At 65.1% G+C, this 22,088-nt stretch carries 24 protein-coding genes and 1 tRNA gene; 21 read left to right on the plus strand and 4 right to left on the minus strand.

Going from position 1 to position 22,088, the window contains the following annotated elements; genetic code table 11:
* The first annotated feature begins 4 nt into the window (after positions 1-4).
* The 11 genes from pyrH to LQ953_RS12570 all read left to right on the plus strand — a co-directional run bounded on the left by pyrH (position 5) and on the right by LQ953_RS12570 (position 10,232).
* The gene (pyrH, locus tag LQ953_RS12520; protein ID WP_231031245.1) at positions 5-727 is read left to right on the plus strand and encodes a UMP kinase; all 723 of its coding nucleotides are present in this window, start codon (positions 5-7) and stop codon (positions 725-727) included.
* A gap of 17 nt (positions 728-744) precedes the next feature.
* A complete protein-coding gene (gene frr, locus LQ953_RS12525; protein WP_231031246.1) occupies positions 745-1,302 on the plus strand; it encodes a ribosome recycling factor in 558 nt (185 codons plus the stop codon).
* Between the two features lie 102 nt (positions 1,303-1,404).
* Positions 1,405-2,073 carry a polyprenyl diphosphate synthase gene (uppS, locus tag LQ953_RS12530; protein ID WP_231031364.1) on the plus strand — a complete coding sequence of 223 codons (669 nt, stop codon included), beginning with the start codon at positions 1,405-1,407 and terminating at the stop codon, positions 2,071-2,073.
* 8 nt (positions 2,074-2,081) lie between these two features.
* On the plus strand, positions 2,082-2,846 hold the full coding sequence (locus tag LQ953_RS12535) for a phosphatidate cytidylyltransferase (RefSeq protein ID WP_231031247.1): 765 nt from the start codon (positions 2,082-2,084) through the stop codon (positions 2,844-2,846).
* Entirely contained in the window at positions 2,846-4,006 is a 1,161-nt protein-coding gene (locus tag LQ953_RS12540; protein WP_231031248.1) for a 1-deoxy-D-xylulose-5-phosphate reductoisomerase, read from the plus strand. The genes LQ953_RS12535 and LQ953_RS12540 overlap by 1 nt, the downstream gene beginning before the upstream one ends.
* Positions 4,003-5,136 (plus strand): RIP metalloprotease RseP, encoded by a 1,134-nt coding sequence (gene rseP / locus LQ953_RS12545; protein WP_231031249.1) that lies wholly within the window; start codon positions 4,003-4,005, stop codon positions 5,134-5,136. Before LQ953_RS12540 ends, rseP begins: the two co-directional genes overlap by 4 nt.
* Before the next feature lie 137 nt (positions 5,137-5,273).
* A complete protein-coding gene (gene bamA / locus LQ953_RS12550) occupies positions 5,274-7,994 on the plus strand; it encodes an outer membrane protein assembly factor BamA (protein WP_231031365.1) in 2,721 nt (906 codons plus the stop codon).
* On the plus strand, positions 7,994-8,746 hold the full coding sequence (locus LQ953_RS12555; RefSeq protein ID WP_231031250.1) for an OmpH family outer membrane protein: 753 nt from the start codon (positions 7,994-7,996) through the stop codon (positions 8,744-8,746). Before bamA ends, LQ953_RS12555 begins: the two co-directional genes overlap by 1 nt.
* A complete protein-coding gene (gene fabZ / locus LQ953_RS12560) occupies positions 8,743-9,222 on the plus strand; it encodes a 3-hydroxyacyl-ACP dehydratase FabZ (protein ID WP_330999424.1) in 480 nt (159 codons plus the stop codon). The genes LQ953_RS12555 and fabZ overlap by 4 nt, the downstream gene beginning before the upstream one ends.
* Before the next feature lie 96 nt (positions 9,223-9,318).
* Positions 9,319-9,549 (plus strand): 50S ribosomal protein L31, encoded by a 231-nt coding sequence (rpmE, locus tag LQ953_RS12565; protein ID WP_184083675.1) that lies wholly within the window; start codon positions 9,319-9,321, stop codon positions 9,547-9,549.
* 167 nt (positions 9,550-9,716) lie between these two features.
* Positions 9,717-10,232 carry a hypothetical protein gene (locus LQ953_RS12570; RefSeq protein ID WP_231031251.1) on the plus strand — a complete coding sequence of 172 codons (516 nt, stop codon included), beginning with the start codon at positions 9,717-9,719 and terminating at the stop codon, positions 10,230-10,232.
* A 23-nt stretch (positions 10,233-10,255) separates the two neighbouring features.
* On the opposite strand, the gene LQ953_RS12575 is transcribed toward LQ953_RS12570, so the two are convergent.
* Entirely contained in the window at positions 10,256-10,519 is a 264-nt protein-coding gene (locus LQ953_RS12575) for a hypothetical protein (protein ID WP_231031252.1), read from the minus strand.
* A gap of 9 nt (positions 10,520-10,528) precedes the next feature.
* Positions 10,529-10,918: a hypothetical protein gene (locus LQ953_RS12580; protein ID WP_231031253.1), complete on the minus strand. Its 390-nt coding sequence runs from the start codon at positions 10,916-10,918 to the stop codon at positions 10,529-10,531.
* A 199-nt stretch (positions 10,919-11,117) separates the two neighbouring features.
* Between LQ953_RS12580 and LQ953_RS12585 the strand changes: the two genes are divergently transcribed.
* Positions 11,118-11,276, plus strand: coding sequence for a hypothetical protein (locus tag LQ953_RS12585; RefSeq protein ID WP_231031254.1), 159 nt, complete (start codon positions 11,118-11,120; stop codon positions 11,274-11,276).
* Between the two features lie 13 nt (positions 11,277-11,289).
* Here the strand turns inward: LQ953_RS12585 and LQ953_RS12590 are convergent, their stop codons facing one another.
* Both LQ953_RS12590 and LQ953_RS12595 read right to left on the minus strand, forming a co-directional pair.
* Positions 11,290-12,396 carry an NADH:flavin oxidoreductase/NADH oxidase gene (locus LQ953_RS12590; protein ID WP_231031255.1) on the minus strand — a complete coding sequence of 369 codons (1,107 nt, stop codon included), beginning with the start codon at positions 12,394-12,396 and terminating at the stop codon, positions 11,290-11,292.
* Between the two features lie 79 nt (positions 12,397-12,475).
* Positions 12,476-12,565: transfer RNA gene (locus LQ953_RS12595), tRNA-Ser, on the minus strand.
* A 143-nt stretch (positions 12,566-12,708) separates the two neighbouring features.
* Between LQ953_RS12595 and LQ953_RS12600 the strand changes: the two genes are divergently transcribed.
* The 9 genes from LQ953_RS12600 (at position 12,709) to LQ953_RS12640 (ending at position 22,035) form a co-directional block, all read left to right on the plus strand.
* Positions 12,709-13,713 (plus strand): lytic murein transglycosylase, encoded by a 1,005-nt coding sequence (locus tag LQ953_RS12600; protein WP_231031256.1) that lies wholly within the window; start codon positions 12,709-12,711, stop codon positions 13,711-13,713.
* The gene (locus LQ953_RS12605; protein ID WP_231031257.1) at positions 13,697-14,575 is read left to right on the plus strand and encodes an SPOR domain-containing protein; all 879 of its coding nucleotides are present in this window, start codon (positions 13,697-13,699) and stop codon (positions 14,573-14,575) included. Before LQ953_RS12600 ends, LQ953_RS12605 begins: the two co-directional genes overlap by 17 nt.
* Positions 14,576-14,604: 29 nt before the next feature.
* Complete coding sequence (locus LQ953_RS12610; protein ID WP_231031258.1) at positions 14,605-15,765, plus strand: D-alanyl-D-alanine carboxypeptidase family protein; 1,161 nt, start codon at positions 14,605-14,607, stop codon at positions 15,763-15,765.
* Positions 15,766-15,811: 46 nt separating this feature from the next.
* Positions 15,812-16,786: an AAA family ATPase gene (locus LQ953_RS12615; protein WP_231031259.1), complete on the plus strand. Its 975-nt coding sequence runs from the start codon at positions 15,812-15,814 to the stop codon at positions 16,784-16,786.
* Positions 16,787-16,842: 56 nt separating this feature from the next.
* Positions 16,843-18,348 (plus strand): methionine--tRNA ligase, encoded by a 1,506-nt coding sequence (gene metG, locus LQ953_RS12620; protein ID WP_231031260.1) that lies wholly within the window; start codon positions 16,843-16,845, stop codon positions 18,346-18,348.
* Complete coding sequence (locus LQ953_RS12625) at positions 18,345-19,124, plus strand: TatD family hydrolase (RefSeq protein ID WP_231031261.1); 780 nt, start codon at positions 18,345-18,347, stop codon at positions 19,122-19,124. Before metG ends, LQ953_RS12625 begins: the two co-directional genes overlap by 4 nt.
* Before the next feature lie 71 nt (positions 19,125-19,195).
* Entirely contained in the window at positions 19,196-19,963 is a 768-nt protein-coding gene (locus tag LQ953_RS12630) for an MBL fold metallo-hydrolase (protein WP_231031367.1), read from the plus strand.
* Entirely contained in the window at positions 19,960-20,610 is a 651-nt protein-coding gene (locus LQ953_RS12635; RefSeq protein ID WP_231031262.1) for a retropepsin-like aspartic protease family protein, read from the plus strand. Before LQ953_RS12630 ends, LQ953_RS12635 begins: the two co-directional genes overlap by 4 nt.
* Before the next feature lie 168 nt (positions 20,611-20,778).
* Positions 20,779-22,035, plus strand: coding sequence for an SGNH/GDSL hydrolase family protein (locus tag LQ953_RS12640; protein WP_231031263.1), 1,257 nt, complete (start codon positions 20,779-20,781; stop codon positions 22,033-22,035).
* The last annotated feature ends 53 nt before the right edge of the window (positions 22,036-22,088 follow it).

Consider the following 22,088-nt stretch of genomic DNA (forward strand, 5'->3'; position numbering starts at 1 on the left):
TCCAATGACCGCTTCGCGCTTCCAACGAATCCTGCTCAAATTGTCCGGCGAAGTGCTGATGGGGCAGGGGCAGTTCGGCATCGATCCCGCCACCTGCGACCGTGTCGCCGCCGAAGTGAAGGAAGCCACCGAGACCGGGCTTGAAGTGTGCATGGTCGTCGGCGGGGGCAACATCTTCCGCGGGCTGGCGGGTGCCGCGCAGGGATTCGACCGGGCGAGCGCCGACTATATGGGCATGCTGGCCACGGTGATGAACGCGCTGGCGATGCAGAACGCGCTGGAGAAGATCGGCGTGCAGACCCGCGTGCAGTCGGCGATCCCGATGGCCAGCGTGTGCGAGCCCTATGTTCGCCGTCGTGCCGAGCGGCACATGGAAAAGGGGCGCGTGGTGATCTTTGCCGCGGGCACGGGCCTGCCGTTCTTCACCACCGACACCACCGCTGCGCTGCGTGCCGCCGAGATGAATTGCGACGCGCTGTTCAAGGGCACTTCGGTCGACGGCGTGTACGACGCCGACCCGAAGAAGGTGCCGACCGCGACGCGCTACGACACGCTGAGCTATGACCGCGTCCTTGCCGACAATCTGAAGGTGATGGATGCGTCGGCCGTGGCGCTGTGCCGTGACAACCATATCCCGATCGTGGTGTTCAACATCCGCGAGGAAGGCAATCTCGCCGCCGTGCTGCGCGGCGAGGGCACTTCGACGATCGTTCAAACCCAAGCTTGAATTAACAGGAGCCGGTAATGGCCGCTTACGACAAAGCCGATCTTGAACGCCGCATGGCGGGTGCCGTTGAATCGCTGAAGCATGATCTTGGCGGCCTGCGCACCGGCCGCGCTTCCACCAGCCTGCTCGATCCCGTGACGGTCGAGGTCTATGGCTCGCACATGCCGCTGAACCAGCTGGCGACGGTTTCCGTGCCGGAACCTCGGATGCTGTCGGTGCAGGTGTGGGACAAGTCCAATGTCGGCCCGGCCGACAAGGCGATCCGCTCGGCAGGTCTTGGCCTGAACCCGATCGTCGACGGGCAGACGCTGCGCCTGCCGATCCCGGACCTGACCGAGGAGCGGCGCAAGGAACTCGCCAAGCTGGCCAGCCAATATGCCGAAAAGGCACGCATCGCGGTTCGCAACGTGCGCCGCGACGGCAATGACAGCCTGAAGACCGACGAGAAGAAGGGCGTGTTCGGCGAGGACGACCGCAAGCGCCACGAAACCGAAGTCCAGAAGCTGACCGACGCCACCATCGCCGAGATCGACGCGGCAGCCGCGGCGAAGGAAAAGGAAATCCTCAACAAGTGATGCTGCGGCATCGCCTTGTCTGGTCGGGCGGGGGCGTCCGTGGCTGCTAAGCCGGCGCCCCAGCTCGCCGCTGCGCCCGTGCCGCGCCATGTTGCGATCATCATGGACGGCAATGGGCGCTGGGCGAAGAAGCGGTTCCTGCCGCGGATCGCCGGGCACAAGCAGGGCGTGGAGGCGGTGCGCCGCATCAGCCGTGCCGCGCGGAAGCTCGGCATCGAGGCGCTGACGCTGTACGCGTTTTCCTCCGAGAACTGGCGGCGTCCCGAGGAGGAGGTTCGCGACCTGATGGGCCTGCTCCGCCAGTTCCTGGCGAGCGAGCTTGAGGAACTGATTTCCGAAGGCGTGAAGCTGCGGGTCATCGGCGATTGGCGCCGGCTTCAGCCGGACCTGGTATCGATGATCGATGCGGCGATTTCGCGCACGGCCGACAATCCGGGGCCGACGCTGGTGATCGCGCTGAATTACGGCGCGCAGGCAGAAATCTTGGCGGCTGCACGGCGCCTCGCCGAACAGGTGCAGGACGGCGTGCTCGCCCCCGAGGGAATCGATGCGCAGCGTTTCGAGGCGAGCCTGGAGACGGCCGATCTGCCGCCGCTCGACCTGATGATCCGCACCTCGGGCGAGCAGCGGCTGTCCAACTTCCTGTTGTGGCAGGCGGCTTATGCCGAGCTGTTGTTCGTGGACACGCTTTGGCCCGACTTCGACGAGGCAGCTTTGGCTGCCGCGATCGACCAGTTCGGCAAGCGCCAGCGGCGCTTCGGCGGCCTGTGAGCCGCAAAATGTCCGATCTTGGCACGCGCGCGGTCGTTGGCATCGCGCTGGTGGTCATGGCGAGCGCGGCGTTGTGGGCAGGTGGGCTGGGCTTCTGGCTGATCCTTGCCGTAGCCGCGATCCTGATGATCGGCGAGTGGGCCGGGCTGATGCATGCCACGCTGCGCCAGCGCCGGCTTTCGCAATATGCCCTGTCGGTGCCGCTGGCGATCATGGCGCCGGACATTGCGGCCGGGCCGAGCTTTCTGTCGCTTGGGCTGCTGATCGGTGGCGCCTTTTTCCTGGGTGCGATTACGCGCAGCGGGCGGCTAGCGGCGGGCGTGCTGTATGTCGGGCTGCCGGTGCTGGCGCTGCTGATGCTGCGCGAGCGTGGCGATCAGGGGCTGTTACTCACCTTCTGGGCGATGGCATTGGTGTGGGCGGCGGACACGGGCGCGTATTTTGCGGGCCGGGCCATTGGCGGGCCGAAGCTGGCGCCGCGGATCAGCCCCAACAAGACCTGGGCAGGCTTTATCGGCGGGATGGTGGCTGCGACGGTGTTCGCGCTGGTGCTGGTATGGCGTTTCGATTTGCCGCTGGTGCTGGCGGTGGCGACGCCGCTGCTTGCCGCTGCGTCGCAAGCGGGTGACCTGTATGAGAGCCATCTCAAGCGCCAGGCTGGGGTCAAGGACTCGAGCAACCTCCTGCCGGGCCATGGCGGGATCCTGGACCGGCTGGACGGGCTGGTGTTCGTGGCCCCGCTGGCCGCATTGCTGGTGATTGCGCTGATCTGATGAAGAAGACCATCACTGTTCTTGGCGCTACCGGATCGGTGGGCAGTTCGACGCTCGACCTGATCGAACGCGCGCCCGACCAGTTCGAAGTGCTGGCGCTCACCGCCAATTGCGACGTCGACAAGCTTGCCGCCGCGGCGCTGCGCACGCGTGCCAAGCGCGCGGTGGTGGCGGATGAAAGCTGCCTGGACCGGCTGCGCGATGCGCTGGCGGGCAGCGGCATCGAAGCGTGCGGCGGCGAGGCGGCGATCTGCGACTCGGCGCGGATGGGCGCCGACTGGACCATGGCCGCAATCGTCGGCACGGCGGGCCTGAAGCCGGTAATGGCTGCGCTTGAGGGCGGCAGGACGGTTGCGCTGGCCAACAAGGAATCGCTGGTCTCGGCCGGGGCCGTGATGATGGCGGCCGCGAGCCGGCATGGCGCGACGCTGCTCCCGGTGGACTCGGAGCACAATGCTGTATTCCAATGCCTGGATCGGAGCGCGCCCCAGGCGGTTCGGCGTATCATCCTGACGGCAAGCGGTGGCCCTTTCCGCCAGACCCCGCTGGAGGCGATGCAGTCGATCACGCCGGCCCAGGCGGTGGCGCATCCCAACTGGTCGATGGGCGCGAAGATCTCGGTCGATTCTGCGACGATGATGAACAAGGGCCTTGAACTGATCGAGGCCTATCACCTGTTCCCGGTGGGGGCCGACAAGCTCGACGTGCTGGTGCACGCGCAGTCGGTGATCCATTCGATGGTGGAATATATCGACGGGTCGGTGCTGGCCCAGCTTGGCTCGCCGGACATGCGTACCCCCATTGCCTATGCGCTAGCCTGGCCGGAGCGGATGGAGACGCCGAGCGAACCGCTCGACCTTGCCCGCATCGGACGGCTGAATTTCGAAGCGCCTGACTATGTGCGCTTCCCCGCGCTCAAGCTTGCGCGCGAGGCGCTGGCAGCCGGGGGCGCACGTCCGGCCGTTCTCAACGCCGCCAACGAAGTGGCTGTTGCCGGCTTCCTTTCCGGCGCGGTCGGCTTTCTTGAAATTGCCGCAATCGTTGCCGATACGCTGGACCGCTACGATCCGGCCGCCCCGGAAACGCTCGACGCAGTGCTTGCGATCGACGCCGAGGCGCGCCGCTATGCGGTCGAGCGTGTGAAGGACTGTGTCGTTTGATCGAATCGCCCGGCTTCCTGCTCACCCTCCTTGCGTTCGCGCTGGTGATCGGGCCGCTCGTTTTCCTCCACGAGATGGGGCACTATCTCGCCGGGCGCTGGTTCGGCGTGAAGGCAGAGGAGTTCTCGATCGGCTTTGGCCGCGAACTCGCCGGCTTCACGGATCGCCGCGGCACCCGCTGGAAGTTCTGCCTGTTGCCGCTGGGCGGCTATGTCCGCTTTGCCGGCGACATGAACCCAGCGTCGCAGCCCACCGCCGACTGGCTGGCGCTGCCCGCGCATGAGCGGGCGCAGACCTTTCAGGCAAAGCCGCTGTGGCAGCGCGCGATCATCGTCGCCGCCGGTCCGGTCGCCAATTTCATCATCGCCATTCTGATCCTCTCGGCGTTCGCGCTCGCCTATGGCGACAACCGCACGCCGAGCACGGTCGGAACGGTGCTGCCGGGCAGTGCGGCCGAGCAGGCTGGGCTTCGGCCTGGCGATCAGGTGACGGCGCTGGGTGGCCGTTCGGTCGATACCTATGCCGATATGGTGAAGTATACGCAGCTTCGCCCCGGCGAGGCGGTTACGATCGCCTATCAGCGGAACGGCGAGCCGCGCTCGGTCGACGCACAGATCGGCGTGCGCGTGGAGCGTGACCGGTTCGGCAACGAGTTCCGCATTGGGCGGCTGGGCATCGGCCCGGCCAAGCCCGTGCACGAGTCCGTCAACCTGTTGGAAGCGCCGGTGATCGGCCTGCGCATGACCGGCGACATCATCCAGATGACGGTGGACGGGCTGGGCCAGATCATCACCGGGCGCCGTTCGGTGGCCGAGCTTGGCGGACCGCTCAAGATCGCGCAGGTCTCCGGCGAACGGCTGGCGATGGGGCCGACCGAATTCGTGTTCCTGATCGCGCTCATCTCGATTAATCTTGGATTCATCAACCTGTTGCCAGTGCCTGTACTGGATGGCGGGCATTTGCTGTTCTACGCAGTGGAAGCCGTACGCCGTCGACCGGTCGAGCCGCAGGTGATGGAATGGGCTTATCGGGGTGGTCTGATCGCAATTCTGGCATTGATGCTGCTGGTCACGTTGAATGATCTTGGTGCATTGGGCTTGTGGAAGAATTTGGCCGGCTTGATCGGCTGAAGCGGTTAAGGCAGGGGCGGTATGTTCCGGCGTCGCGTGGGCAGCGGCTTTTCTCGAAATCCGACTTGGGGTGGGATGTGAATATCAAGACTGGTAATCTCGGCACGCGCGCAGTGGCAGTGCTTCTCGCGGGCACGATGCTCTCGGGAACGGCACACGCCCAGGCGGCCGGCCGTCCGGCGCCCGCACCGCAGCCCGCCACGCAGCAGGCGACGCCTGCCGCAGCGCCCGCGCAGGTGGTGCCTGTTCAGGAAGTCCGCACCGTACGCACGCTGCGCGTCGAAGGGTCGCAGCGCGTCGAGCCCGAGACGGTGCTGTCCTACACGCGCCTGCGGGTAGGGGAGACCTACACCAACGAAACGATCGATCAGGCGATCAAGGACCTGCTCGCGTCCGATCTGCTCGCCGACGTCGAGATCGACGGCGCGCTGACCGGCGACCTGACCATCCGGATCAAGGAAAATCCGGTGATCAACCGGGTCGTGTTCGAGGGCAACAAGCGCCTGAAGGCCGACAAGATCCAGAAGGAAGTGAAGCTGTCGCCGCGGCAGATCTTCACCCGCACCGCCGTGCGTGCCGACGTTGCGCGCATCGTCGAGCTGTACCGCCGCCAGGGGCGCTTCGCCGCCAATGTGCAGCCCAAGATGGTCAGCCTGGACCAGAACCGCGTCGACGTGATCTTCGAGATCAACGAGGGTCCCAAGTCCAAGGTCCGCCAGATCAACATCATCGGCAACGAGGTGTTCTCCGACGGGCAGCTGCGCGGCGAGATGGCGACCAAGACGTCGAGCCTGAAGAACCTGCTCAGCTCGAATACGTCCTATGACCAGGACCGTTTGGCCTATGACCAGCAAAAGCTGCGCCAATTCTATCTGACCAACGGCTATGCCGATTTCCGCGTGATCTCGGCCGTGGCCGAGCTCACCCCGGACAAGCGCGACTTCATCATCACCTATGTGGTCGAGGAAGGTCCGCGCTATAAGTTCGGCCCCGTGACGGTCGACAGCGCGATACGCGACTTTGACGACAAGAAGCTCGCCAGCGCCCTCGCGATCAAGGAAGGCGACTGGTACAACGCCAAGGCAGTCGAGGACACGGTCGAGCAGCTCAGCGAGACCGCCGGCGCGTTCGGCTATGCGTTTGCCGATGTGCGTCCCGAGTTCCAGCGCGACCGCGAGAGCCTGACGATGACGATGAACTTCCGCATTGCGGAAGCCAATCGTACGTACATCGAGCGCATCGACATCACCGGCAACCGCCAGACCCAGGACAAGGTGATCCGCCGCGAAATGCGCGTTGCCGAGGGTGACGCGTTCAACACCTTCCTGGTGAAGCGCTCTCAGGACCGCATCAACAGCCTGGGGTATTTCCAGGACAAGTTCGAGATCGAGCGCAAGGAAGGATCGAGCCCCGACCGCATAGTGCTCGCCGCGAATGTGGAAGAGCGCGCGAACGGCGAACTGACGCTGTCGGCGGGCTTCTCAAGCCTCGAGCAGTTCATCCTTCAGGCGTCGATCCGCCAGCGCAACTTCCGCGGCAAGGGGCAGACCGTCTCGGCATCGGTGGACTATTCCAGCTATTCCAAGTCGGTCGAACTGGGCTTCACCGAGCCCTATCTGTTCGACAGCAACGTGGCGCTGGGCGGCACGATTTTCCGCCGCGATTACAACGCGTTCAACTATATCGGCAGCGACCGTTCGACCACCTACAGCCAGGTTTCGACCGGCTTCCAGGTCGTCGCCGGCGTTCCGCTGACCGAATATTGGACGCTGTCGGGCCGCTACCAGCTGGCGCAGGACGACGTCACGCTCGACAAGAACACCTTCTACTCGGACACCGATGGTGACGGAGTCAGGGAGTGTGATCCCGTCATTGCCGGGCGCTATTATTGCGAAGCGGTGGGCAATCGCCTGACCTCGCTGGTCGGCGTTTCGCTGATCTATGACAGCCTCAACAGCCGCCTGCGCCCGACGCGGGGCGAACGCCTGACGCTGGGCGCCGACTTTGCGGGTCTGGGCGGCGATGTCCGTTACATCCGAGGGCGTGTCGACGCGGACAAGTATTGGAACCTGGGCAGCAACTTCATCTTCTCGGTCTCGGCTGAGGGCGGTTACATCCACAGCCTGGAAAGCAGCCGTGGCCCGGGCATCGATCCGGTGCGTATCACCGACCGCTTCTACCTGGGCGAGCCGCAGTTCCGTGGCTTCGACATTCGCGGCGTCGGTCCGCGCGTCCAGCGTATCGGCTTCACGGGCGATCCGCTGACCGGTACGCAGCTGCTGGTCGAGGACCGCGACCGCATCGTCGACGACGCGATTGGCGGCAAGGCCTATTACCTGACCAAGGCCGAGCTGGAGATCCCGCTTGGCGCAGGCGCGCAGGAACTGGGCTTGCGGCCGTCCATCTATGTGATGGCGGGCAGCCTGTTCAACATCACGCGCCCTGCCAAGACGATCGAGTTCGCTCAGGCTGCGGACGCGAGCGGCAAGCCGCTGTTCAACGCGGATGGATCGCCCACGCTGCTGCCCAAGGACAATTTCCTGAAGGACGCGGCAGGCAACCAGCTGTATTTCGCCGGTGGTGTTCCAACGGTTACCACGACTTGCCAGGTCGGCTATTCGGCGTCGCCGAGCCAGCCCTGCGTCGGCACCACGATCAACCCGATCGCCAGCAGCCCGACTGCGCCGTTCTTTGAGCGCTATGTCGGTGACTCGGCACGCCCGAGGCTTTCGGTCGGTATCGGCGTCAACTGGAATTCGCCCTTTGGCCCCTTGCGCATCGACGTCGCCAAGGCGCTGCTCAAGAACGAGGGCGACGATAACAAGCTCATCACTTTCAACGTAGGGACTCAGTTCTGATGATCACCAAGAAGTGCATCCTCGCGGCGATCCTCGCCGCCCCGGCGACCCTCGCGATCGCTGCTCCGGCACAGGCACAGGTTTCGGGTATCGCCTCGGCAAACCCGGCGGCCGTGGTTGCCAGCTCCAAGGCGCTGACGGCAGCCCACCAGCAGATCTCGACGACCTACAAGGCCGCCTTCGACCAGATGCAGCAGCGCCGCCAGACGCTCGAAACCGAGATGAAGCCGCTGATCGCGCAGATCGACACGAACAAGGACGGCCAGGTCAGCGACGCTGAGCTGACCGCCGCGCAGACCGCCAAGAACCCGGCGATCGAGAAGATCCGCACCGCGCAGACCAACGCCCAGAACGACCTGTCGCGCCTGAGCAACCCGGCCGCACGCGCCGAGCTGTTCGCGATTGAATCCGTCCTGCGCCAGTATGAGCCGGCGATGATGCGCGTCGTCAACGCGCGCAAGATCTCGGTCGTGCTCGCACCGGAAGTGTTCCAGTACGCGCCGGATTCGGCCGACATCAGCACTGCGATCACCGCCGAAATCGACAAGACGACCCCGACCGTCAGCATCCAGCCGCCCGCCAACTGGCAGCCGAGCCGCGACACGCAGGCGATCCAGCAGCAGATCGCCCAGGCGGCGCAGATCCGCGCCTATCAGCAGGCTGCTGCACAGCAGCAGGGCGCCGCAGCCCGTCCGGCCGGGACTCCGGCTGCTCCGGCCGCGAACACCAACCGTCCGGCTGAGCCGCGGTGAGCGAAGCGGAAGCGACCGGCGGCACCAACATTGGCCCGCTCGACATCGGGCGGGTGATGTCGGCGCTGCCGCATCGCTATCCGATGCTGTTGGTGGACCGGGTCGAGGAACTCGTCCTCGACCAGCGGATCGTCGCGATCAAGGCAGTCAGCATGAATGAAGGGTTCTTCCAGGGGCATTTCCCTGGGCGTCCGATCATGCCTGGCGTGCTCCAGGTCGAGGCGCTGGCGCAGGCCGCCGGCGTTCTGGCAGTGGAAAGCCTTCAGCTCTCGGGCTCGGGCAAGCTGGTGTACTTTATGTCGATCGACGGCGTGAAGTTCCGCAAGCCGGTTGAACCCGGCGTGCTGCTCCGGCTTGAAGCCAGCTTCGTCCAAAAGCGGTCGCGCGTGTGCAAGTTCGCCGGGAAGGCGTATGTCGATGGCGATCTGGCCACCGAGTGCGAGTTCACGGCGATGATCGCCGATCCGCCCAAGTAAGCAATCCATGCCTCGGTTGCGCAGGCCCGAGCTCTCTGCTAGGCGCGCGCATCCGCTGCCGGTCGGTAACCGGTGGCTTTTTCAAGGAATTCCATCGTGAAGACTGACACGCATCCCGACTACCACATGATCAAGGTCCAGATGACCGACGGCACCGTGTACGAAACCCGCTCCACCTGGGGCAAGGAAGGCGACACGATGCAGCTGGAAATCGATCCGCTGGCGCACCCGGCCTGGGTCGGCGGCCGCGGCCAGATGCTCGATCAGGGCGGTCAGGTGGCGCGCTTCAACAAGCGTTTCGGCGGCCTTAGCCTAGGCAAGAAGTAATCGGCGGGCGGCTTTCGGCCGCTCTCCGTTCTTTCAATCCCCGCATCGTGTCTGCGCCGGCTCCGGCTGCGCGGCATGAGGCGGGGATTTTTGAGTCTTAGCTGGCTCGGGTGCTTGTTCGCCTGCCACATTTAGGTCATCATCCGACTTCTCGCTGAGGATCGGTGATGATCAAGAGCCTCTCAGTTTGCGCGGTATCGCTGATACTCGGAACGCCTGCTCTTGCGGATGAACGGCCGCGTGACAACGCCGTGGTCCCTGGAAGTTCGGGCGTGAAGGTCGATACGGCATCGCTGGGGCCTATTCCGAGCCGAGTGCCGACCGGGCGGTCCTTTGATCGCTTTGCATTGCCCGCCCAGGCGCTGAAGTTCGATCAGCGCACGATGCAACCTGATTTGGTGCCGCCCCTAGCCCGGCCGGCGGATCAGCCCTTCACCGCTGTTCAAGACGATCAGGAAATCACCCGACAGACATCGCTGCGCCTGACGGAGACCACGTCGAGCGATGGCGGGCGCTATGCCGTGAACGAAGCCCTTTCGGATCATCGCAAGCCGCGATTTCGCCGGTCGGCGCTCGGCACGCTGCTGACCTTGCGCCTGGATGGCGAAGCCGAAAGTCCGCCTTTCAGCGTCGGGGGAGGCGGGGTGGCGGCTGCGGTGTGGCAGGCCCTGCCGAAGTCCTGATCACGGCAGGGATAAGCCGGCCTTCAGTCTTCCTGCGCGGCGTGATCGACAAGGTCCATCAAGATTCGGGCCGCATCGCGATCGGCAGCATTTTCGAACGCGACATCGAGATCGGGCGCCGCCCCGAACATGAACATCAAGGACCAGAGCGCGAAGCGGCGACTGCGATCGGTTTCCAGGCCGAACTCGACCTGCATCCGCTCGATGCCTGACTGCAGCGCACCCGGCGCGAGTTGTTGAAGGTCTGCCGTTCCGAAGAACCGCACCATCTGATCGTCGAGTTGCATGAAGCGCGCTCAGCCGCGAGGCTTTGGGCGATTGCCGGGCCCCTTGGGACCGTCCGAACCACGTGGCGGCCGGGGACCATCAGGGCGGCGCGGACGATCCCGCGGGGGCGATCGCCCGTCAGTGGTGCGCTGAGCTGGTGTAGGGCGCGCACCAGCACTGGCCAGCCCGACCGAATAGCCCTCCTTCAACAGCTTGGTGAAGGCGCCGCGGACATTGGCGGTGATGGCGTCCTGCACTTCCTTGGGTAGGTCGGCGAAGGTCGTGTTGCGGTGGATGCCGTTCAGTTCACGCACCAGCAGGTTGGGCAATCCGTTGGAGCCCGCCTTCAGCGCATCGACTGAGTCGAGGAACGCGGAGAACAGGATTTCCTGCATCAATTCGGTGGCAGTCTTCGGCATGGTGAGTCCAACGCTTTGAGGGGACCGAAGGGCGCAGGGAAAGTGCGGCAACGGTAGTTTGCCGAACTAGCCCCCTGACCATAGCAGTCAAGCGATGCCTCCGCGCGCTGGTGCTTCGGCGGTCGCGTGCAACCACATTCATGTAATTTCGCCGTCATATCAGTGATGTAGATGTCTCCGAACGTCGCGGAGAGATCGGATGAACAAGCGTACGCTAGCTCAAGCCCTGGAAGAATCCGCACAGCAGGCGAAAAGCTTTGCCGAGGCGCAGGAGCTTTCGCTGCGCGCCAGCAAGTTGCAGCGGGCGGAGGCTGGCACTCAGGCTTCGCGTCCGCCGCTGCCGCTCTTCCGCAACTGAGCGGCGCCTTCGGCTACTCGCCGCTGAACAGGTTCTTGAACCGGTGGGGCTGCGAGCGGAGATACTGCTCCGGCGCCTTCACCGTTGCGCCGAGATGCGCGGCGGCATGCCAGGGCCAGCGCGGATCGTAGAGCATCGTGCGGGCGAGGGCGATCATGTCGGCGTCGCCGGTCCCGACGATCGCCTCCGCTTGGTCATAGTCGCTGATCATCCCCACCGCGACAACCGGCAGCTTCGTCGCCTGCTTGATATCGCGGGCAAGCGGCACCTGATAATTGGGGCCGACCGGAATGTCCTGACGGGGATCAAGCCCGCCGCTCGACACGTGCACCGCGGCGCAGCCGCGCGCTTCCAGCGCCTGCACAAAGGCAATGGACTGCTCGACATCCCAGCCGCCCTCAACCCAATCGGTGCCCGAAAGCCGCATGGTAACCGGACGCTCGGCGGGAAACGCTGCGCGCACCGCATCGAAAACCTCGAGCGCGAAGCGCATCCGGTTCTCCAGCGAGCCGCCATAGTCGTCATCGCGGTGGTTGGAGAGCGGGGACAGGAACTGGTGGAGCAGATAGCCATGGGCCCCGTGAAGCTGGATCGCGTCCAGGCCGAGCCGCGCCGACCGGCGAGCCGCATCGGCGAACGCGTCGCGCACCCGCTTCAACCCGTCGCGGTCCAGCGCGGTGGGCGCCAGTTCGCCCTCGGCAAAGGGCAGGGCTGAGGGCGCTTCGGTCTGCCAGCCATGCGGGTGGGGCGGCTGGATCTGCTGTCCGCCGTCCCAGGGGCGGGCAGTCGAGGCCTTGCGGCCGGCATGGGCAAGCTGAATAGCGATCCCCATGGGTGACCAGCGGCGGATGCTCTCCACGACCTTCGCCATTGCCGCTTCCGTCGCATCGTCCCAGAGCCCGACATCGGCCCAGGTGATCCGTCCTTCCGGAACGACCGCCGTCGCCTCGATCGTCAGCAAGGCGGCACCCGACAGCGCCAGTTGGCCAAGGTGGATCAGGTGCCAATCGGTCATGCACCCATCGATCGCAGAATATTGGCACATCGGTGCGATCACGATGCGGTTCGGCAGGTCCAGGCCGCCGACGTTGATCGGCTGGAACAGGGCAGGGCGCTTCATCGAACAAAATCCTCCGGTTTGGAGGGCTGAACGCTTATGCCGCCGAGGGCTTCCCATGTTTGGGAAAGAATTTCCTGGATGGCGGAGAGAGTGGGATTCGAACCCACGGTGAGCTTCCACCCACGGCGGTTTTCAAGACCGCTGCCTTAAACCACTCGGCCATCTCTCCGGTGGCGCTCCGCTAGCCGCTTCTGCGCCGCGCCGCCACAATTTCTTGACCGGCCGTTGCGCTTGGGGGTTCAGCGCACGCGCCGGCTGTGCCACACACCACGGATGTTCGGTTGGTTAAGCGCGTTCGGTAGTTCCTCGGCTATGGCCCTGAGCCTAGTGGCAAGTGCCCCCACGGCGCCCGCGCCGGTGCAGGATGAGGCGGGGTTCCAGGCCTATCTCCAGACGCTTGCGCGCCAGGCTGAGCGTGAGGGTGTGACGCGCCGGACCATCGACCTTGTCATGCCCAACCTGACCTACAATCCGCGGGTGGTGGAACTCGACCGACAGCAGCCCGATGGCGGCCCGAACGCGGCGATCCCGCCCTTTGCGCCGTACCGCATCCGCCATGTCGATAATGCCCGCATTTCGCAGGGGCGGGTCGCCTATCAGCGGCAACGCCCGCGGCTTGCCAGCATCGAGCAGGAAACCGGCGTTCCCGAATCGATCATGGTCGCAATTTGGGGACATGAAACCAATTACGGGCGGGTGATGGGCGGCTTTGACCTGCCGCGCGCGCTTGCCAGCCTTGCCTATGAAGGGCGGCGGCGCGAGCTGTTCTCGACCGAGTTCATAGCGACCCTTAAGATGATCGATCGCGGCGTGCCGCGTTCGAAACTGGTGGGAAGTTGGGCCGGCGCGTTTGGCGGTCCGCAGTTCCTGCCAAGCGTTTATCTTCGCCTCGCCCGCGACGGCGACGGCGACGGCATGGCCGATATTTGGACAAGCGAGGCCGACACGCTTGCGTCGATCGCCGCTTATTTCGTGAACGCCGGATGGCGCGCGGGCCAGCCCTGGGGCTTTGCGGTCAGCGTGCCCGCCGGGCTGGATCGCAGCGCACTGGGCAACCGGACCGCGTCGCCGCGCTGTCCGCGCGTGCATGAACGGCACAGCCAGTGGAAGACGGTCGCCGAATGGCGCGCGCTGGGCATCGTGCCAACTGGGCGGGGCTGGCCCGCCGACAACGTTCAGGCGACGCTGCTAGAACCCGACGGCCCCGGCAACACGGCCTATCTCCTCACCGGCAATTATCGCGTGATCCTCGATTATAACTGCTCGAATTTTTATGCGCTGTCGGTAGGATTGCTCGCCGATGAAGTGGAACGCTGACACCGCCGCCCTGCTGCCGCTGATCGCCTTGTGTGTCGGGACGCCTGTCCATGCCGCGCAACGTGCGCCCGGCACGGCGTATGCGCCGCCCGAGACACAGGATCGCGACGCCGGTTTCGCGCCGCCGCCAAGCGAGGGGCCCAGCGGCTCCTCCAGGACGCGCCCGGGCGAGTTCCGCTATGACGAGACCGGCTATGCCGACGTTCGCACTGTGGACGGCGGGGGGGCTGCCGATACGGCGTCGGTGGCCGTGCATCGCTCGCTGCCGGTCGGCACCGTGCTGGAGGTGACGTCACTGGACACCGGCCGCACTATTTTGGTGCTGGTCACCGGGCAGCTGGCGCTGGGTGCCGATCATCCCATCGATCTTTCGACGGGTGCTGCGACTCAGCTTGGCTATGCGCAAGACCAGCGGGTGCCGGTGCGCATCCGCGCGGTGACGCCTTCCGGGCCCGACATGGCCGCGCTTCGAGCCGGCACTGCGCCAAGCCCGCGGGCCGATGCGCCGCCGGTGCTTCTGAACGCGCTTCGCAAACGCTTGCCCGCGACGCCCGCCGCCGTGCCGGTGCGCGCGGCAGCGCCGGTCCGGTCGCCGGCACCCGTGCGTTCACGTGCCGCCGCGCCTGCTCCCGCTGCCAAGCCGGTGGCTGTCCGCGGACGCTATCTTGTGCAGGTGGCCGCACTTTCCTCGCCCGGCAACGCACAAGCGCTTGCGCGGAGCATGGGCGGGTTCGTAAAGCAGGGTGGAGGGCTCCACCGCGTGCAGCTCGGCCCGTTCGCGACCCAAGCACAGGCCGAAGCCGCTCGCGGCAGGGCCGCCCGCGCGGGTCATGCAGACGCGCGCGTCATCGCCGCCAACTAGTTTTCGTACCCCGGGGAACTCGCACACCCATGAAGAAGCTCGCCGCCGCATCGCTCCTCGCGCTCGCTGTCGCCTATCCCACGACCGCGGCAAATCCGCCCTTCGACACGCCGGCACCCATTGCGTACATGGAGGACCTGTCCTCCGGCGCAGTGCTCTATGCCAAGGACGCCGACCGCCGCATGCCGCCAGCATCGATGGCGAAGATGATGACGGTCTATGTCGCTTTTGACCTCATCAAGAAGGGTGAGCTCAAGCTCGATCAGCAGATCGAGGTGCGGCCCGAGACGTGGAAGAAGTGGCATTCGCAGGGTTCGACCATGTTCCTGGCCGTGGGCGAGAAGCCGACGGTTTCCGATCTGCTGAAGGGCATCGTCACCCTGTCGGGCAACGACGCCTGCGTCGTGCTTGCAGAGGGCATCGCTGGCACGGAGGAAGCGTTCGCCAATCTGATGAACCAGCAGGCGCAGCGCATCGGCTTGACCAACAGCCATTTCGGCAATTCGAACGGCTGGCCGGACGAGGGTCGCACCTATGTGACCGCGCGCGATCTGGCGCATCTTGCAGCCGCCACGATCAAGGAGCATCCGGACCTCTACAAGCAATATTACTCGCTGCCGAGCTTCACCTGGGGCAAGACGCTGGGTGCCGGTGCCGCGATCAGCCAAGGCAACCGCGATCCGCTGCTCGGCCGCGTCGAGGGGGCCGACGGTCTCAAGACCGGGCACACCGAGGAGGCGGGCTATGGCTTCACCGGGTCGGCCGAACAGGGCGGTCGCAGGCTGGTGATGGTGGTCGCCGGACTCGACAGCTATGGCGGGCGTGCCGATGAATCAGTGCGCTTCATGAACTGGGGCTTCCGCTCGTGGAAGGCGCGCCCGATCGCAGCCAAGGGCCGCAAGATCGGCGATGTCGAGGTGCAGGGCGGAAGCGACACGACCGTTGGCGTCGTGGCACCGCGCGACCTGAACGCGACGGTGCCCGCCGGCACTTCGCCGCAGATGCAGGGCAAGATCGTCTACCAGGGTCCCGTCAAGGCGCCGATCAAGGCCGGCGCCCACATTGCGGACCTGGTCGTCGAAACGCCTGGCATGCCCACTCAGACGCTGCCGCTGGTCGCGGAAACGGAGATCGGCGAGGCCGGCTTCTTCCGCCGCGCCTGGCAGGGCCTCTGGTCGCTGTTCGCCTGACCCGTTTTCCCTTCCCCGTTCGCGGGGAGGGGATCATGGTCCCGCCATGCTGCTCGGCAATCAACCCGCCCGCGATGCGCTTGCCGCCGCCATGGCTAGCGGCGCGTTGCACCATGCCTGGCTGTTTGCCGGGCCGGAGGGCGTGGGGAAGAGCAGCTTCGCCCACCTCGCCGCTGCGCGCATGCTTGCCGAGGCGCTGGAGCCGCACAAGCTACAGCCTGGCTGGGACGTGCCCGAGAACAGCCAGACCGCGCACCTGCTCGCGTCGGGCGCCCATCCCGATTTCCGCGCGCTAGCCCGGCTTCCCAAGGATGCCGACAAGCCTGACGAGGCGCTGGCCCGGTCGATCACGATTGCCCAGGTGCGCTCGCTCCAGCCGCTGTTCGCCACCAAGCCGGCATTGTCGCCGCGCCGGGTCATCCTGATCGACGCGATCGACGATCTGGAGCGGGGCGGGGCCAACGCGCTTCTCAAGAACCTGGAGGAGCCGCCCCAGGGCACGATCTTCCTGCTGGTCAGCCACGCACCTGGCCGGCTGCTGCCGACGATCCGGTCGCGCTGCCGCCTGCTCCGGTTCGAGGCGCTTGAGGATGGCGACGTCGCGCAGATCCTGCGGGCCGAGCTTCCCGACGCCACGTCTGACGAGATCGACGCGCTGGTCCGCGCGGGTGAAGGCTCGCCGGGGCGCGCGCTTGGCTTCGCTGGACTGGATCTAGCCGCGCTCGAAGCAGAAATGGACAAGCTCGCGACGGTTGGGGACCCGTCCAACGCGCTGCGGGGCCGCCTTGCCAAGCTGCTCGGCAGCAAGGCTGCGCAGCCCCGCTACGAAGCATTTCTCGACCGCGCGCCCAGCTTCATCGCCCAGCGCGCCAAGGCGCTGGCGGGCGAACGCCTGCGCGTGGCACTCGACGCCTATGCCGCGGCGCTCGACCTCGCCGGGGCGGCGCGCGGCTTGTCGCTCGACGCGGGTGCAACCGTGTTCGAAATGAGCGGCCTGCTCGTGCGGCTGAGCGGGCGCTGACGCATAGCGCCAGAGACCGTGTTGCCGACACCGCGCGCGATCCCTAAAGCCGGCGCATGGCGAACCCCTTCTACATCAGCACGGCAATCCACTATCCCAATGGCCGGCCGCATATCGGCCACGCCTATGAGATGATCGCCGCCGACGCGATCGCGCGCTTCCAGCGCCAGCATGGCCGCGACGTGTTTTTCCAGACCGGCACCGACGAGCATGGCCTCAAGATGGTGCAGACCGCGCGCGCGCGCGGAATGGAAGCCCGCGAACTCGCCGACGAAATGTCGAGCTATTTCCGCGAGATGGCGGATGGTCTGGATATTTCGTACGACCGCTTCATCCGCACCTCGGAACCCGAGCATTATGCCGCGAGCCAGTCGATCTGGAAGGCGATGGCCGATGCCGGCGATCTGTATCTCGACCGCTATGAAGGCTGGTACTCGGTCCGCGACGAAGCCTTTTACGAGGAAAAGGAACTGACCGAAGGCGAGGGGGGGCAGAAGCTGTCGCCGCAAGGTACGCCGGTCGAGTGGACTGCCGAGGAGACCTGGTTCTTCCGCCTGTCCAAATACCAGCAGCCGCTGCTCGACTTCTATGCGGCGAACCCTGACTTCATCCGCCCGGAATCGCGCCGCAACGAGATCCTGCGCTTCGTCGAGGGCGGGCTGGTCGATCTGTCGGTCAGCCGCACCAGCTTCGACTGGGGTGTGCCGGTACCGGATAGCCCCGATCACGTCATGTATGTGTGGGTCGATGCGCTGACCAACTACATCACCGGCGCCGGCTACCCGCACGATCCGGAGCGCTTCGCCAAGTTCTGGCCTGCAGACATCCACCTGATCGGCAAGGATATTGTCCGCTTCCACGCGGTGTATTGGCCAGCCTTCCTCATGTCGGCTAACCTGCCGCTGCCCAAGCAGGTTTTCGGCCATGGCTTCCTGCTCAACCGGGGGGAAAAGATGTCCAAGTCGGTCGGCAATGTCGTCGACCCGATGCAACTCGCTGAGCTCTACGGGGTCGACGCGCTACGCTATTTCCTGCTGCGTGACGTGAGCTTCGGCAATGACGGCACCTTCAGCGACGAGGCGATCGTCACTCGCGCCAATGCTGATCTCTCGAACAGCTTCGGCAATCTCGCCCAGCGCACGCTCGCCTTCATTGCCAAAAATTGCGAAGGACAGGTCGAGGAGGGCAGGGCCGAGGAAGCCGACGCCGTGCTCCTCACCGAAGTCGATACCGCCTGCGCCGCCTTCAACGCTGCTTTTGAGGATCTGGCGCTCAGCCAAGCGCTCGAGGCGTGGATGGTCGGGGTATTCGCCTGCAACCAGTATATCGACGCGCAGGCACCCTGGGCGCTCCGGAAAACCGATCCCGACCGTATGCGTGCGGTGCTCCGTACATTGATCCGGGCGATCAGGCACCTCGCCACTACGATCCAGCCGGTGATCCCCGGTTCCTCGGCGAAGCTGTTGGCACAATTGCCGCCGCAGGACGACGATGCCTTCCGCATTGCGCCGCCGATCCCCATCTTCCCCCGACTGGAGCTCCAGCAAACGGAGAACGCGTGAGACTAGCCGACAGCCATTGCCACCTGAACTATAAAGGGCTTGTTGAAGAACAGCAGCAAGTCCTTGCTCGCGCTCGGGAAAGTGGAGTGGGGGCGATGCTGAACATCTCTACGCGCGAGCGCGAGTGGGACGACGTCATCGCGGTTGCCGAACGCGAGCACGACGTTTGGGCATCGGTCGGTATCCATCCGCACGAGGCTGATCAGCATCCCCATGTTGACACGGCCAAGCTGGTTGAGCGTACGCAGCACCCACGCGTCGTCGGTATCGGGGAAAGCGGGCTGGACTATTATTATGACCACAGCGACCGCGAGCGGCAGCAGGCGAGCTTCCGCGCCCACCTCGCGGCCTGCCGCGAGACCCAGCTGCCGATTATCGTTCATACCAGAGATGCCGAAGAGGACACCGCAGAGATCTTGCGTGAGGAAATGGGGAAGGGCGCCTTTCCGGGCGTGATCCACTGTTTCACTGCCAGCGGCGCCTTTGCGGACATTGCGTTGGAACTGGGCTTCTACATCTCGATTTCAGGTATCGTGACCTTCAAGAACGCCCGCGACCTCCAGGAAACAGCAGTGCGGCTGCCGCTCGACCGGCTGCTGATCGAGACTGACGCGCCCTTCCTGGCACCCGTGCCTCATCGCGGGAAACCCGGCGAGCCGGCCTTTGTTGCCGACACTTGCCGCTTCCTGGCCAAGCTGCGCGGAGAAGATCCCGAAGCACTGGCTGAAGCGACGCGCCGCAACTTCCACGCACTGTTTGCCAAAACGCTCGCATGAGCGCTGGGGACCACGTGGCTCCGCTGCGTTCGGCCAACGCTCACGGCTTTTGAGGAAGCGTCGCTAACGTGTTGAAGATACGCATCCTCGGTTCGGGTACCTCTTCCGGCGTGCCGCGTATCGGTAGCGAGTGGGGGGCATGCGATCCCGCCGAACCCAGGAACCGCCGCACGCGCTCCTCGGCGCTGGTAACCACGGGCAGCACCACAATCCTGATCGACACCAGCCCCGACATGCGCGAGCAGCTAATCGCCGCCGATGTCGGCGACGTGGACGCGGTGATCTGGACGCACGATCACGCCGACCACACGCATGGCATTGATGATCTTCGCCAACTCATGCACTTGCGCGACGGCATGCCGGTGCGAGGGCTGGCACGTCCGTTCACGCGTGCGCAGATCGAGAGCAAGTTCAACTATGTGTTTCACGGCCGTGGCGGCTACCCACCGACCGTAGCCATCGAGGATCTTCCGGACTGCATCACCATTGGCGACATCCGCATCACGACTGCGGACCAGCCGCACGGCCGCATCTTCTCCGCGGGCATGCGCTTCGATTTTGGTGGTACTTCAATTGGATATGCGACGGACTTCCACGAAATGACGAACGGGATGCGGACGCTCTACGCCGATCTCGATGTGTGGGTGGTGGATGCACTGCGCCGGGTGCCACATCCGACGCATCCGCATCTCTCCGAAGTGCTCGGCTGGGTAAACGAGTTGGCGCCGAAAAGGACCGCGCTGGTTCATATGGACCATAGCATGGACTATATGAGCCTGGCCGCCGAGCTTCCGCATGGGATCGAGCCAGGCTATGACGGCCTGGAGATACCTGCGTGAATGGTTGGGACAACATCAATGCACTTTGGCTGATCGGCGGCCTGGTACTCGTTCTTAGCGCCCTGAGTGCGCGGCGGCTCAGCTTCGGCATGATCTTTCGGTCGTTGGTATCCTGGGCGTTGATCATCCTCATCGCCGTGCTCGCCGTAGCTCATCGCCATGAACTGGCGGCACTTTGGACGCAGGCGACCGAGCGGCTGGGCATTGACGACCAGAAGGTCGATGGCGACACCGTCCGCATCCGCATGAGCCCCGACGGGCATTTCTGGGCGCGCGTCACGATGAATGGGGTTCAGCGCCGCATGCTGATCGACAGCGGCGCGACCATAACCGCGATCTCGGCAGAGACTGCCCAGGCGGCGAACGTCGCGCCGGGTGCAGGCATCCCGGTGATGATCGAGACCGCCAACGGCACCGTCGCGGCGCAGCGTGGTCGGATCGAGCGGCTGGCGATCGGTCCGCTTGCCACCGAGGATCTGGGCGTGGTGATCTCGGAGAACTTCGGAAAGCTCGATGTGCTCGGCATGAATTTCCTGTCGCGGCTGCACAGCTGGCGCGTCGAGAACAACACGCTCATCCTCGAGCCGCGCCGAGACGCAAGCGACGGGGGCGAGGATGCAACTACTAAACCGGTGAGCCGGGCGTAACGCCGATCGGGACTCTTGAACCCGACCAAAGCGCAGACAAAAACTTACATAATGTATATTATCGTTCTATCCTAAAAGGTGAGGCGAGTGGCGGTATAAGCCAGTACGCACGTTCCTCCGGGCAGCTACCAAGACCCTGATAATCTTACATGATACAAGGAGAAGGTTGTGCGGTTAGGTAGAGCAATCGCGATCGTCGCGGCGATGCTGATGACGTACCCCGCGGCGGCTGAAGAACGCTGGGTCGCCAGCTGGGGATCGGCGCAGATGGTGCCCACCAGCGAGAATCTGCTTCCACAAGCGCGATCGGCGGATTTCACGCTCCGACAGCTCGTGCGACTTTCGACCGGTGGCAAGCGCGTTCGCGTTCGGTTCTCCAATGCCTTTGGTACAGAGCCGCTGGTCATCGGTGGAGCGCATCTTGGGCGCCCGGTGAAGATCGGTGCGCCGGAGCTGGCCGATGCGGGCAGCACCCTCACCTTTGCCGGCGAGCCGAGGATCACCATTGCCGCGGGGGCTGAAGTGTATTCGGATCCAGTAGATATGGCGGTTCGGCCGGCGGAAGACCTTGCCGTCAGCCTTTACTTCCCGCGGGCGCCGGTTGGACAGACGGGGCATCCGGGGTCTCGGGCGACTAGTTTTCTGATTTTGGGGAACGCCGTTTCGGAGCGGAAGCCGGTTGGTGCGGAGGGAAGCGCGCGGTGGTGGGCGCTTTCGGATGTGGAAGTGGAAGTTGGTGAAAGTGCCGCGGCGGCGGTGGTGGCTGTGGGGGACTCGATCACCGATGGCTATGGGGTTGCCCCTGACACCAACACGCGGTGGACCGATGTTTTCGCGGCCAGGTTGCGGGGCGAAGTTGCCACACGGTCCATCGGCGTGGTCAATGCAGGCATTGGCGGCAACCGGATCCTGCTCGACGGCAGCGGCCCCAACCTGCTCGCGCGCTTCGATCGGGACGTGATCGCGCGCAGCGGCGTGCGCTGGGCGATCCTGCTGGAAGGCGTCAACGACCTGGGCACCCTCACCCGCGACGCCCCGGCGAGCCCGCAGGAGCATGCCGCACTCGTGACCCGGATGACCCAGGCATACACGCAGCTGGTCGCACGCGCCCATGCGCATGGGATCAAGGTGATCGGCGGCACGATCATGCCGTTTGGCGGCAACGACTATTATCATCCCGAGCCAGAGCTGGAAGCCGCGCGGCAGGCCGTGAACCATTTCATCCGCACAAGCGGCGCGTTCGATGCGGTGATCGATTTCGACAAGATCATGCGCGATCCGGCACGCCCGGACCGGCTGAACCCCGCCTATGACTCTGGCGACCATCTCCATCCGTCCATCGCGGGCTATCGGGCAATGGGCGAAGCGGTCCCCCTCTCCCTCTTCAAGGCCCCGCGTTCACAGGCGCCGGGAACCCGCCCATAAACAAAGGCGGCGGCGAACACCTAAGTGTCCGCCGCCGAGTGGGGAGTTCAGTT

It is taken from the genome of Sphingomonas sp. IC-56 (assembly GCF_021043375.1).
In the GTDB taxonomy this organism is placed as follows: Bacteria; Pseudomonadota; Alphaproteobacteria; order Sphingomonadales; family Sphingomonadaceae; genus Sphingomonas.

What these genes read in the sequence shown, in the direction of transcription:
- LQ953_RS12540 (WP_231031248.1), top strand. Translation starts at nt 2,846, where the DNA reads ATGAAGAAGACCATCACTGTTCTTGGCGCTACCGGATCGGTGGGCAGT.
- LQ953_RS12615 (WP_231031259.1), top strand. Translation starts at nt 15,812, where the DNA reads ATGCTGCTCGGCAATCAACCCGCCCGCGATGCGCTTGCCGCCGCCATG.
- LQ953_RS12535 (WP_231031247.1), top strand. Translation starts at nt 2,082, where the DNA reads ATGTCCGATCTTGGCACGCGCGCGGTCGTTGGCATCGCGCTGGTGGTC.
- LQ953_RS12605 (WP_231031257.1), top strand. Translation starts at nt 13,697, where the DNA reads ATGAAGTGGAACGCTGACACCGCCGCCCTGCTGCCGCTGATCGCCTTG.
- LQ953_RS12580 (WP_231031253.1), bottom strand. Translation starts at nt 10,918, where the DNA reads ATGCCGAAGACTGCCACCGAATTGATGCAGGAAATCCTGTTCTCCGCG.
- LQ953_RS12555 (WP_231031250.1), top strand. Translation starts at nt 7,994, where the DNA reads ATGATCACCAAGAAGTGCATCCTCGCGGCGATCCTCGCCGCCCCGGCG.
- pyrH (WP_231031245.1), top strand. Translation starts at nt 5, where the DNA reads ATGACCGCTTCGCGCTTCCAACGAATCCTGCTCAAATTGTCCGGCGAA.
- metG (WP_231031260.1), top strand. Translation starts at nt 16,843, where the DNA reads ATGGCGAACCCCTTCTACATCAGCACGGCAATCCACTATCCCAATGGC.
- LQ953_RS12610 (WP_231031258.1), top strand. Translation starts at nt 14,605, where the DNA reads ATGAAGAAGCTCGCCGCCGCATCGCTCCTCGCGCTCGCTGTCGCCTAT.
- uppS (WP_231031364.1), top strand. Translation starts at nt 1,405, where the DNA reads ATGGACGGCAATGGGCGCTGGGCGAAGAAGCGGTTCCTGCCGCGGATC.
- frr (WP_231031246.1), top strand. Translation starts at nt 745, where the DNA reads ATGGCCGCTTACGACAAAGCCGATCTTGAACGCCGCATGGCGGGTGCC.
- LQ953_RS12575 (WP_231031252.1), bottom strand. Translation starts at nt 10,519, where the DNA reads ATGCAACTCGACGATCAGATGGTGCGGTTCTTCGGAACGGCAGACCTT.
- LQ953_RS12590 (WP_231031255.1), bottom strand. Translation starts at nt 12,396, where the DNA reads ATGAAGCGCCCTGCCCTGTTCCAGCCGATCAACGTCGGCGGCCTGGAC.
- LQ953_RS12600 (WP_231031256.1), top strand. Translation starts at nt 12,709, where the DNA reads ATGGCCCTGAGCCTAGTGGCAAGTGCCCCCACGGCGCCCGCGCCGGTG.
- bamA (WP_231031365.1), top strand. Translation starts at nt 5,274, where the DNA reads ATGCTCTCGGGAACGGCACACGCCCAGGCGGCCGGCCGTCCGGCGCCC.
- LQ953_RS12570 (WP_231031251.1), top strand. Translation starts at nt 9,717, where the DNA reads ATGATCAAGAGCCTCTCAGTTTGCGCGGTATCGCTGATACTCGGAACG.
- LQ953_RS12585 (WP_231031254.1), top strand. Translation starts at nt 11,118, where the DNA reads ATGAACAAGCGTACGCTAGCTCAAGCCCTGGAAGAATCCGCACAGCAG.